General features: G+C 40.4%; 8 protein-coding genes. 2 read left to right on the top strand and 6 right to left on the bottom strand.

What is annotated here, in order from left to right; translation table 11 throughout:
- Nucleotides 1–24: 24 nt before the first annotated feature.
- From recQ to IPP86_07780, 4 genes are all read right to left on the bottom strand, one after another.
- Nucleotides 25–2,187, bottom strand: coding sequence for a DNA helicase RecQ (gene recQ / locus IPP86_07795; GenBank protein MBL0138416.1), 2,163 nt, complete (start codon nucleotides 2,185–2,187; stop codon nucleotides 25–27).
- A gap of 118 nt (nucleotides 2,188–2,305) precedes the next feature.
- The gene (locus IPP86_07790) at nucleotides 2,306–3,748 is read right to left on the bottom strand and encodes a hypothetical protein (protein ID MBL0138415.1); all 1,443 of its coding nucleotides are present in this window, start codon (nucleotides 3,746–3,748) and stop codon (nucleotides 2,306–2,308) included.
- Nucleotides 3,749–3,856: 108 nt separating this feature from the next.
- A complete protein-coding gene (locus tag IPP86_07785; GenBank protein MBL0138414.1) occupies nucleotides 3,857–5,515 on the bottom strand; it encodes a DUF4139 domain-containing protein in 1,659 nt (552 codons plus the stop codon).
- Nucleotides 5,516–5,617: 102 nt separating this feature from the next.
- Nucleotides 5,618–6,871 (bottom strand): DEAD/DEAH box helicase, encoded by a 1,254-nt coding sequence (locus tag IPP86_07780; GenBank protein ID MBL0138413.1) that lies wholly within the window; start codon nucleotides 6,869–6,871, stop codon nucleotides 5,618–5,620.
- Between the two features lie 605 nt (nucleotides 6,872–7,476).
- Between IPP86_07780 and IPP86_07775 the strand changes: the two genes are divergently transcribed.
- Nucleotides 7,477–10,602, top strand: a complete 3,126-nt coding sequence (locus IPP86_07775) for a T9SS type A sorting domain-containing protein (GenBank protein MBL0138412.1) — start codon at nucleotides 7,477–7,479, stop codon at nucleotides 10,600–10,602.
- A 57-nt stretch (nucleotides 10,603–10,659) separates the two neighbouring features.
- Here the strand turns inward: IPP86_07775 and IPP86_07770 are convergent, their stop codons facing one another.
- Nucleotides 10,660–10,986, bottom strand: coding sequence for a multidrug efflux SMR transporter (locus IPP86_07770; protein MBL0138411.1), 327 nt, complete (start codon nucleotides 10,984–10,986; stop codon nucleotides 10,660–10,662).
- Between the two features lie 538 nt (nucleotides 10,987–11,524).
- The gene (locus IPP86_07765) at nucleotides 11,525–12,211 is read right to left on the bottom strand and encodes a response regulator transcription factor (protein MBL0138410.1); all 687 of its coding nucleotides are present in this window, start codon (nucleotides 12,209–12,211) and stop codon (nucleotides 11,525–11,527) included.
- Nucleotides 12,212–12,443: 232 nt separating this feature from the next.
- On the opposite strand from IPP86_07765, the gene IPP86_07760 reads away from it, so the two are divergent.
- On the top strand, nucleotides 12,444–12,890 hold the full coding sequence (locus IPP86_07760) for a hypothetical protein (protein ID MBL0138409.1): 447 nt from the start codon (nucleotides 12,444–12,446) through the stop codon (nucleotides 12,888–12,890).
- The last annotated feature ends 23 nt before the right edge of the window (nucleotides 12,891–12,913 follow it).

Raw genomic sequence — 12,913 nt, 5'->3', positions numbered from 1 at the left:
ACCATAATTTCAGAAGGCAAATATTTATTTTCTCTTTCTGTAGTTGATGACCGCCCGGATTTCTGTGAATGAAAAGGAATCGCCAAGTGCATTTTTCAAAATAGTAAGCTGAGAATCGCCATATTCATCAATGGCTTTCAGAATCGGAGGAATTTTTTCTTTGGATACAAATTTTAAAACATTGATTTCTCCGGTAAGGATAAAATGCGTGAGATGTCCGATAATTGTTCCATTGGACAGATTTCTCTTGCTCGCGATTTGATCGATATTCAATCCCTGTTGATAGAGTTCAAGACTTGCTCTTTTTGTGTCAGTAGTTTTTGATGTTTTTTCTTTTGCCGGTTTCCATTGGACTTGCTTTTCACTCATTCTGGATTCCAGATTATTTCGGAAACAATAGTCTTTGATTTTATCCAGAAACGATTTTCCGTATTTCATAATTTTCACCTGCCCGAATCCGGTAATGCCGGGCAATTGATCTTTGTGTAATGGTAGATACGTTGCCAATTCTACCAGTGTACTGTCGTTGAAGATAATGTAAGGAGGAACATTTTCATCGGTAGCGATTCGCAGACGAAGTTGTCTCAACTCTTCCATTAATGGCTTTTCCATGTTTTCAGGAAGAGAATTCACAGGTCTGCTTTCCTGACGGGATGCTTTTTCTTCTTTGTCGGATTTGAATACATGAAGCATTACTTTTTTTCCTTCAAATAAAACTTCATGAGCAAATTCCGTGAGTTGAAGCACAGAGAATTCATTGTTACTTTGACGAAGGTATCCTTGTTCCAACAGGTCTTTGATATATGCCCTCCATTGATCACGTGTAAATTCATTTCCCTTACCAAAGGTTGGTAGATAACGATGTTCCTCCCATATTTTTTCCGATTGAGAGCCTTTCAGAAAATCGATTACATAGCCTATGCCAAAGCGTTCTTTCAGACGTGAAACTGCTGACAATGCTTTTTGCGCGATGATGGTTCCGTCAAAGAGCTCAACAGCGTTGGATCTAAGACAAACATCACAGTTTCCGCAAGGTCCTTTGAAAGGTTCATCAAAATAATTCAGGATGGTTTCGCGTCTGCATCTTCTCGATTCCGCATAGTCGGCCATTTTCTCCAACTTGCGAATCATGATTTTACTTTGTTCAGCGTTCCCTTCAATAGTCGCGAAACTCTTTAGTGTGATGACATCGCCTGCACTGTAAAAAAGGATTGCTTCGCTCGGTAATCCATCACGACCTGCGCGACCGGTTTCCTGGTAATAGCTTTCGATGTTCTTTGGTAAATTTACGTGTAGGATATAACGCACATTGGATTTGTCGATTCCCATTCCAAAAGCAATTGTTGCCACCATGATTCTGATTTCATCGCGCTTGAATTGTTCCTGTCTGTTCTTTCTCGTTTCGTTATCCAGTCCTGCATGATAAGCGGTGGCAGCAAAACCCTCCTCCTGGAGTTGATCAGCAAGATCTTCGGTGTTTTTTCTGGACAAACAATAAATAATACCTGAATCCTCACGGTGTTCATTTAAAAACTCAATGATTCTTGCTACATGATTCCGTTTCTTTTCAACGGTGTATCTGATATTTGCACGATTAAAACTCGAAATAAAAATATCCGGTTTGTGAAGCTGAAGTTTTTCGACGATATCATTGCGCGTGAGTACATCGGCAGTTGCAGTGAGTGCAATTATAGGAACGTTTGGAAATCGTTCTTTTATTTTGGAAAGTGTCAGGTAATCCGGGCGAAAATCATGACCCCAATGTGAAATGCAATGCGCTTCATCAATGGCGAAAAGTGAAACCGGAATTCGTTCCAGTATTGGCAAAAAAGAAGCAATACGTTCCGGAGCAAGATAGATGAGTTTCAGTTTTCCTGAATTCAGTGAGTTTAATATTTCATCCTGTTCTCCGGAAGATTGTGTGGAATTGAAAAAAGCAGCTTCAATACCGTTGAGTCGTAAGGCGTCAACCTGGTCTTTCATCAACGCGATGAGAGGTGAAATAACAACAGTCACTCCATCCATCATTAATGCCGGAACCTGGAAACACACCGATTTCCCTCCGCCTGTGGGCATCAATGCCAACACATCGTGTTTTTGCATCACGGAATGGATAATCGCTTCCTGATTCAAACGGAAATTTGAAAATCCAAAAAATGATTTTAATACTGAGGCGGCGGTTTTCATGTTTTACTGAGGCGCAAAGATAGCCGAACAACCGATGCCTGCTTCATGCGGTGAAAATATTCCCTTTTGAAATACTTATCAAAAGCAGAAAAACAGAAGGACTCAGGTTTGCAAATAATTATTTTTGAAAATAATATTCAGGTTTATCGATAACTCCCCAATACCGAAGCAATTTGCAGTTGAGTTCCGATTCACGATAATTGGTCATGCGTACCCAGGCCATTACTGTACAATCATTTTGTAATTCTGTCATTTTTTCAGTGGAAACAGAAAGGTCACGTAAACGCAAACGTTCATATTTATTGTCCTTGTAAAGGGAAGTGTCGGACACGATGAAATAAGCAGAGAAAATAATTAACCATGATAAAAAAATATTTTGTCCGGTTGACCGGAGGTGCTGATACAATATAAATGAAGAAGCCCCTGCAAGATACAGCAGACAAATGAGCACAGGAACAAAAGTATCGACGCGAAGTATTGTAGGCCGATAAATCCGGTATCCTCCCAGCGGAAGAAGGAAAAGATAAATCAGGGAAAATAAAAGAACGAATTTCCCAGTTCGAAAAATCCGGGATTGGTCCGGTGATACAGTTGCATATCGAAACAGGAAGAAATTCAGTAAGATGAAAAGGATCAATGCCGGTAATGCGGGATTTCCCGTAAAAAATTCCGGGAGAACACCTGCCATTCTGTTATACCTTTCTGTCACAGTAAGTAGTGCATTAAAATTTTCGGAATTATTTCTGCCAATGTATAACGAGTACAAGCTAAGCAGAAACAAAACCGGGAAAAGAATTTGAACGGATTTTGGAATGATCTTCAATAACGATTTAAACTTTTCATTGACATTTTCACCGGTGATGGATCTCCGGTTGATATAAACCAATTGCAGAATGAAAAGTGGACAAGCAATGACAGAAACGCCTGTATTTAAAGGGCCACTCAATGTGATATACACAGGGAGAATGAAAAGAACGATTTTCCTGAAAGGACTTGCATTTTCCCATCCTCCGGACTTCTCTATAAAATATATGGAATGAAAAAAGTACAAGAGTACAGATAATGGCAGAGCATAAAAAAATGCGTAGGTGATGGACCTGTCAATAATTCCAATATACTGATTGAATTCGGATGTTTGAAAAAGTATTGCAATAAATATGGCCGGAAATAAAAATGATCGGGTGTAAAATTTTCGTGTATTTCCTGCAATGGAAGCCAACAGATAAATTATAAAGGCTTCCATCAGCATTTTGGCAAAGGCAACTGATGCGTAAATGCTATCAATTTTATTTGTGAAATTTTGCATAAAAAATGGAACACTCCTGAAATAGCCGTACATCGTCCAGTGAGCGAAAGAGCGGTTGGGTGCGGCATATTTTTCATTGTGCAGCAGTACATTCAACCCCAGAGGGTCTTTCATTACTTTTTTATAGCTTTCAGATGGTACTACTATGCTTGCCAGATCACCATCAAGGCTGATCCGGGCTTGTTGTATAAACGAAAGAGCAAGCTTTGAAAGGATAAGGACTCCAAGGACTATATTGATAATTTTCTTTTGCATCGGAAAAATAGTCCAACAATATAGGAACTCAGCTTGAATATTTTTTAGTACTGCCCTTAAATAATTCTAAAATGAAACGACCCGTATGCAACGGGTCGTTTCCTGGAATTATAAACCGGCGAGGCTTTTGTTTTTCGGGATCTTTACTTCGTAAGAAAACTTTAGTTTTTTACTTTCATTTGCTTTTAGTGATATATCCCAGGTCATGATTCCGGTTTCTGAATTTAATTCTGAGCCGTCTCCGTCCAGTAAGGCGATTTTAATATCAGGATCTGAACTGACTGGAATCTGATCGGTGATATCCAGTTTTACCGGGAACGATTTTGTGTTGCGGACAACAATTTCATAAGTTACGGCAATGGATTTTTCATCAATAATTACACGTTCTTTTGTTTTGTCTTTTAATTTTTTACGACTGAGAAGAATTCCGCGATCTCTTCCTAGGCTAAGTGTCAATGTATCGACAGAAGCTTCTGGATTCAATACAGAAGTGCCGAGATAATTTCCATCAAAATAAATCCTTGAATTTCCCGGGAGAAGATTCATTTCGTTCCAATTGTTCAGGTCTGCAAGGAGGTAGGGATTCAGATCGAGTTTTGGGACAGCGGAATATTTGTATTTTGATTTCAGCGATTTGTTTTGGATGGCCACCACATGAATGTTTGGATCATTTGGAATAGAATATTTTAGTTTGATGTCATATTCCGTCTGGATCATTTTTTCGTTTTCCGTTGTGAAGTCGGCCAGGGTTGGAGCATCAGAGACTGCATCAAGCAGGGCTTTTGATTCATCTTTTGATAAAAGTGCAGCGCCAGCTTGTGTTTCTTCACGTGCTGCTTTTGGATATTTGTTCCTGATGTTTTGGACAAAGCTCAGATAAAATGGAGTCAGTTCCGGTTTGACGGTACTTTGAGAAGGATTTCCGGTGCTGAGCGTAAGTGAAACATTTTTCCAATCCATCCCTGTTTGCTGTCTGAGTTCAGCCTTGTATGACAAATCAATTGTTCCATTTGTGTTTGCACGCAAATCATACGATGGTAACCATGCAGCTTGTTGAACGAAAAAAGAAACGGAGACATTCGCTGTAGCAGGAACCTCGCTGTATGCGGTAACAACGATAGTTTGTGTTGCTTCCTGAGCAACCGGTTCGCCACTGATATTGATTTTGTTCAGTTCAGCGATCCTGTTCTCAAGCATTTCTTTTGTTGCATTTTTGTAATACAATTTTTTTCGAAGAGTGGTACTTTCAGAACTGATGTTGATGAGTCGCTGACGAAGAAAATTGATTCCGTCTTTAAACATATCGAGTGTGTCGCGTAATGACTCTCCTTTGATCAGGCGATTATTCAGGAGAATATTTTTCTCAGTTACCAGACCCTGCAATTGTTCATTCATTTCATCAATTTCAAAATTCAAAAGAACAAGAGAGTCATTCGCTACTTTTAACGCTTTATCATAAGGTTTGATGGTCTCGACCTTCTTCGCTTCATTATATTTTGTTTCAAATTTTACATCCATGATTACAATGTTTCCTTTTGCGGACGCCTGAAGTGATTTCTGATCGAGAAAAGGGGAAACGCCTTCAAAAACAAACTGATTGATCCCTGGTAAAGCTGAAAAATCGGAGGAACAGGTGAGTTGCGCTCCGCTTAAATAAACAGTGGCTCTGTCAACGGATGCTTTTGTTGTTTTAATGTTGTCGGCAAATGTTCTGGTGCTGAGTAAGATCAGGATGAGGGCAATGCGAAGAATCTGGAAGTTTTTCATGGTGTGAATTTTCAGACTAGATGCAATGAAATTCACATTCCACACGGAGTCGAAAAAAAACACGAAAAAATTTTGTGTGGCTAAAAAGAAAAAGCTTCGGAATTATTTTGCCGAGGGCTTTCTTTTATGTCTGAAGTTTTTTTTGCTTTTGCCACCGAAGCCGCTTTTGCCTCCACCAGTTGGACGATGAAAAGATTTGTGTCTCATGGATGGATTCCATTCGGGTGCCGGTCCAAGTTCTTCAGGCATGGGGTACTTTGGAACTTCTTTTTCGATAAGTTCTTCGATCAAAGCGAATTTACGTTGATCTCTTTCATTGATAAAAGTGATTGCTTCGCCTGTAGATTCTGCCCGGGCTGTTCTCCCAACACGGTGGACATAATCTTCAGCATCTCCGGGAACATCATAATTTAATACGAGCCCGATATTGTCGATATCAATACCACGGGACAAGATATCTGTAGCGACAAGAATTTTTGTATTGCGGCTTCGGAAACCAAGCAATACATTTTCTCTTTCATCCTGCGTCAGGTCGCTGTGAATCGCTTTTGCAGGAAGTTTTTTCTGTTGTAATTCTCTTTCCAACGCTTTAACACCTGATTTTGTAGAGGCAAAAATGAGAACGCTGGGAAGATTTTTTTCAGAAAGAATTTTCAGCAGCAGTGGTGTTTTCTGACTGTCGTGTGTAAGATACGCGCCCTGTAAAATTCCCGCGGCCGGTTTACTGATCGCGATATTTATTTCGAATGGATCGTGTAAAATTCTTTTCGCCAGTTCACGCATCTTTGGCGGCATGGTAGCGCTGAAAAAGAGATTTTGTCTTTTGGCCGGAATATGACGGATGATTTTCAAAATGTCATCATAAAAACCCATGTCGAGCATCTTGTCAGCTTCATCGAGTACCAGACAGTCGAGCTGATCGAATTTTACATAGCCAAGATTGAGGTGGCTCATCAAACGACCGGGAGTTGCGATGATGACAGACGCCCCTTCTGTAAGTGCTTTTCTTTCACGATCGAAAGTCATCCCGTCGCTCCCTCCATAGACAGCGATCGAACTGGCATGTGTAAAATATGCGAAGCCCTGAAAGGCATTGTCGATTTGCAAGGCCAGCTCTCGGGTTGGAGAAATGATCAATGCGGAAGTATGCGCGATAGAATTTTGAGAAATTTTGTGAAGGAGCGGAAGTAAGTAAGCTGCCGTTTTACCGGTTCCTGTTTGCGCGCAGGCTATTACATCCTTGCCTTGCAGGATAACGGGTAATACTTGTTCCTGGATAGGAGTGGGTTTTGAAAATCCCATGGAGTCCAATCCGTCCAACAAAGAATCACATAAACCAAAATCAGAGAAAGTCACTTTAGATCAGATAAGCAGAGAAAATTGTTCAAATAATGGATGAAACTGAACCAATGCTAAAGCACCTCAATACTAATCGTTCAGTTGTTTTTTTGCCAAAATCCAATTTTGGAGGTATTCTTATTTTCTCAATTATTTTCAAAGATACGAAAAGGAATTCAAGCAGTTTGAGACCCGGTTATGGGGAAACCTCATCGCCATTTTTAGGCCAAATTCTCATTAATATGAAACAGATCCAGACATAATCCACAATCAAAAATCCAGCATCAAAACCCAAATTATACACTCAAAAGCCTTGTGAAAGGGCCATAATAATTGTCATTTACCAGAAAATACTAAATTTAATTATCACTTAACATGACAGGACCACATCGTTGTGGCTTCAACTTAATCTATTGTAATTCAGAAATATAGACGAAAGAAATTAAAGGAATCAAGGCGTTTTTATTGAAATACAGGACCCAATCCTTGGTTTTTTTACCATTCCCAGACATACCTTCACATAAAATACAGCATATAAAGTCCTCAATGAACTATATTTACGCAGATTTTTAGCATTCCTGTATACCCGGTTTCAGGGTATAAGAAGGGTATTATAAAAACGGATGAGAAGGATTAACTATTTAGCGGGACTCATTTTAACACTTTGCCTTTTTGGGCTTGAATCGGTGTTGGGACAAACCGTGCTTTTGGACGACTTCAACAGGACGACCAGTACCACAGTTGGCAATGGCTGGGGTGAAACGGAAACTGTGGCAACGACGGGTGCCGCAATTGCAGCAAACACATATTTGTCTTTAGGTTCTACCACAGCCGGTCGAGATTATATCTGGCGCGATGTTTCAACCAATTACAATACTGTTTTCAATACCAACACCAGTGTAATGACCTGGATGTTCAACATGCGTCAATCGCGTCTTGATCCTTCCGGTTTTGATGCCAGCAATTATGGAGTGGCATTTGTGCTTGGTTGCAATTCTTCAAATTTTCTTACCGGCAGTGGTTATGCTGTTGTACTTGGAAATTCAGGAACAACAGACAACATCCGTTTGGTGCGTTTTGCAGCGGGTATGTCACCGCTTGCAAACATCACTCAGATTCTTGCGCCACCAACGGATTTCGGTAGTGAATATCACGCGATAAAAGTGACATACAATCCGGTTGGAAATTCCTGGAGTTTATATGTTTCAAACAATGGTACCACAGGACCTTTTATAGATCCGAATACGGTGATATGGGGAGCTGCAACAACAGGATCTGATGGTACTTATACAGGTACCGATCTGATGTTCCTGGGATGTTTGTGGAATCATGCTACAGGTGGAACGGAAGCCGGATACTTTGATAACATTTATATTCCCAATGCATGTACTGTAAACCCTGAGCCGAGCGGACAAGCAAGCGCGCCAACCGTTACAGGTATAGGAGCGAATTCCATGACTTTGAACTGGACGCGCGGAAATGGAACAGAGTGTATAGTCATCATGCATCAGAATGGTGCTGTTACGACAACACCTGCGGATGGAAGCGCATATATTGCGAGTGCAACTTTTGGTTCCGGTACCATGATGGCGACCAATGAATATGTCGTGTACATGGGAAGCGGTACATCATGCACAGTAAACGGACTCAATCCAAATACATCTTATAGTTTCAGTGTTTTTGAATTCAATGGTACCGGATGTACAACGAATTTTCTACTCACTACTCCGGCAAATAATTCAGCTACGACGATAGGTTGTGTGCTGGCTTCAGAGCCGACTGTTCAAAGCTCAGGGCTTACAACTTCCTCCGCTCTTTCAAATTCAATACAGCTTAGCTGGACAAGAGGTAATGGTGCTTTTTGTGTGCTTGTATGCAAAGGTATTAGTGCAGTAACCACTCCGCCTGTTGATGGAATTGTTTATACCGCGAATGCCGCTTATGGTTTGGGTTCTTCCACTGCTCCCGGTGAATATGTTGTTTATCTCGGCACCGGAAATTCCACAACGGTAACAGGTCTGCTTCCGGGCTTCACCTATTACTTTGCCGTTTTTGAAATGAACGGTTCAGGATGCAATTCAAATTACCTGAGCACGCCAATGCCAACTGCATCTGCATCGACAGTTTCAGTACCATCCTACAACAACTACTTTGGTAATCTACACGCACATTCTGATTATTCCGATGGCGATGTCGATAATCTCTGCAATGGAGCAAACAGTCCTACCTGTTGTTTTACGGATGCGAGCACTGCATTGTATTTTGATTACATGGGAATCTCTGACCACAATCACAACGAAGGTCCGGTGATGACACCGGCGAAATATGCCAGTGGATTAGCGGAAGCGAATGCATACATGGTTTCCAATCCCTCCTTTGTAGCTTTTTATGGAATGGAATGGGGAACGATTTCAACCGGCGGACATTTGAATGTATATGGTATCAATCAATTGCTCGGTTGGAATACCGGCAATTACAATGTCTATGTTGCAAAAGGAGATTACAATACTGTATTTAATACCGTTGCGGCTACTCCAAATGCATTCGCCACTTTGTGTCATCCGAATGCTACTGATTTTGGAAATATCAAAAACAGTCCATACAACGCGACCTACGACAATGCGATTGTAGGAGTAGCCGTAAAAAATGGCCCTGCATTTTCAACGAATACAAGTTATACAGATCCTGCAGCTTCAAATACAGTGTCTTATTTCAAAGACATGCTTGCGAAAGGGTATCACCTCGGACCACTTGCGGATATGGATAATCACTATTCCGCGACCATGGGAAAATCCAACCAGGGGCGTACAGTGATTCTCGCTCCGGCACGTACAAAAGCGGCCATGTTGGATGGAATTCTCAATATGCGTTTTTATGCAACTGAAGATTATAATTTTCAGGTTGGATTTAACGCGAACGGAAACCTCCCGATGGGAAGTATTGTGGTGCAAACAGTGAACCCTACTTTCACGGTTACTACTTCTGATCCGGACGCGGAGGCAACGACACAAATTCGTTTGTGGTATGGAGTTCCCGGAAGCAATCTGACGCCGACGGTTCTTGCTTCAAATACAAATTCCAGTTCACTCACGTTCACGCATTCATTCGCTACCGGAACGTATTACTATTATGCAGAGATCACTCAAGCGGATGGTAATGTAGCCTGGACTTCCCCGATCTGGTATACAAAAATTACGTCTCCGCTTCCGATCGAATTGCTCAGCTTCACCGGGAAAAATACCTGGAAAGGAAATGTGCTCGACTGGAAAACAGCTTCTGAGATCAACAACTCCTATTTTACATTGGAAAGAAGTTACGATACAAAAAGTTTCGAAGAAATCGCGAAGATTGACGGTGCAGGTAACAGTTCAGAAACTCACGATTACACTTATCTTGATCGTACTGCAAAAACAGGTTTAGTTTATTACCGGCTTAAGCAAACAGATTTTGACGGAACATTTACCTATTCCAACACCATTGCTCTTCGTAGTTCGGATTCGAAAGGTTTGTTTACTGTTTATCCGAATCCGAATGAAGGAACCTTTACGCTCACTTTCACGGGGAATGATGACAGTACGTATTGTTTGCAGATTTTCAACGCACTTGGGGCCTGTGTTTTCACCACTGCTGTAAGCGCCACGACGTCTTCTACTTTTTATGTTCCCGAATTGAGTGCCGGAGTTTACACGGTACATCTGAGCGATGGACAGGATAGTTTTATCCAGCGAATGATGATACAACAGCATTAAGCCTGTTGTGAATTCAGTATTCAATTTTTGATTTCAGGAAAACAGAAAGATTTTTCTTTAAGCGGAAACAAATTTTAATCCGAGTATGGATGCGATGAGAGTGGACAGAAAAAATACTCTCCAGAAATCTGCCGGCTCTTTAAAAAGAAAAATTCCCACCAGTACGGTACCTACCGCTCCAATTCCTGTCCATACCGCGTAAGCGGTGCCAATGGGTAAAGTTTGAGTTGCTCTGTAAAGCAGATACATGCTTGTGCTCAAACACAGGAAGAATCCCAGCCACCACCACATTGCCTCTGATCCGGCAGCGGATTTCGCTTTTCCAAGACAGGTTGCAAACCCGACTTCAAACAGTCCGGCAATTATCAGGAGGATCCAGTTCATTCGGAGGTATTTTTTTTGATTCAAATGTGAATATACAATTCTCCTGCGGAATAGGGAATGCTTCCGGTTAAAAACAAACCAATTGGAAGGTGGTAGGCTTGGAATGATTTACAAGAATCCTTTCCCCTAAAATGGTGTGATATTCATCCACTGTGGAAGGCATTTCAGATTGGAATATGGTAGGCCTGTTAATACACCTTCCTAACATTTGTGATTTGATTCAATAATTCGCAAAGAATGAGAATAGAAATCCGGCAAAGTGAGAGCTTAATTAATTGGCAGGGCTCAAGACTATCTTTAAGAAAATGCCTGATACATACATTGCTTGGGAGTGTTGTGTCTTGCCTGTGCGCGTGGCCATTCCGCCGCGGAAATGGCGACACTTCGACAACATTACTTTTAAAAAAGACCTGGCAGAATGTGCCATCGCAAAAATCTGCCCTCAACATTCCCCGAGCGGGTCAAAGGATACTTGAAGATTCTTAGCAGCAGGCATCCGGCGGAGCGAACGGATACATAACTCATTACATATGAAACCTCAAAGCCCTTTAATCTTTTCTGCAGTCTCAAATACCAACAAACGCCAATCAATTAAATCAAACATCAATCCGAACCTTACAAAATCTACCTGACAATTGCAGCTGGTTTTTTGACGGATGGAGTGGAATAAGTTATCTATTCTGCGTTTTGATAAATTATGCCTTTTACCAATTTCATCATGCTTGAATCCGGAGCAAAACTCTTTGATACATTGAATTTCAATCATGCTAAGTTCGCTCAATGAACTAATGATATTTGATTTTATTCTTTTAAGAATTTTATTTGTCACTAAATAATTCCTACGAATTTCTGACGGTTTCTGTTCGTACGCCCATAACAATATATTTTCCATTGAACTATTTGGCGGACAAATGGCGTTTACCCCGGCTTTAAGTAAATGGGTAAGTTCAAATTCGCTATGATCAAAGTTAATAACAAGAATTGAGATTTCCGGAAAAGATCGTTTGACTAATTTGATTTTTGGAATTGAATCGAATCCGAGTGATTGGTAATTAATTATTAATGCATCAATTTTTTCAAGTCGAACTTTTTCAAACAACTCTTGAAAATCTGAAATCAGGATTGATTTCTTTACCAGTTTATTGAAATGATTGAAGAAGAAAGAGGCTAGAAAAATTGTTGAAGCTGACTTATCAAAGTAGCCTACAGAAAAAGGCGTATACATGCTAAAGGTTGTTGAATTGAAAAATTAACACACAAAGGAATACAATTCTAAGGAATATTTGGATAATTTCCTACAAGTGGTGATGAGTTACCGTAATTAGCGGTAACTCATCACCCTTTTTTTTGAAAGATACAACGTACGTTCGCACCCATTATTCATGGATTTTTCATATTTCCATTTTTATGCGCTTAAGTAGAATGATTCTAATTAATAATTCCAAATACCAATTATTATGAAAATAATTATTCAATGGATGCTTGTTCTATTGTTTCTAGTCCACTCATCAAATGTGGCTCACGCTCAACAAAGCTCATTCCCTATTTTAGCAATGGATGTTCGAGTTACCCCGATAGATAACGATACAGCTTCGAATGGTTTACCCGATATTTCTGATACAACCATTTTTAGTGGAGTGATGAATGTTCAACTTTTTGATACCACCGGCATTGATAGACTAGAAGTTAAACTTGGAAGCACTCCAGGAGGCGGAGATCTATTGACACAGAACTTTGTATTCGATGTTTCGGGAGCTCTTGGAAATGGGACTTCTTACTATAGGAGTGGGTTTGAAATTTCTCTTGGGCTTGGAGACTTTGCCGGACTTTTAAATTATTCGGCAGAAATTAAAATTAAGAAAACGGACGGGTCTTACACAAGTTCAGTTCTATTCACTCGATAATTTTCAAATCAAAAACCTCAAAG

It is taken from the genome of Bacteroidota bacterium (assembly GCA_016720935.1).
Lineage (GTDB): Bacteria > Bacteroidota > Bacteroidia > AKYH767-A > 2013-40CM-41-45 > JADKJP01.
The sequence above is the reverse complement of the archived record's forward strand: the minus strand, read 5'-3'. Positions and strand labels throughout refer to the sequence as shown.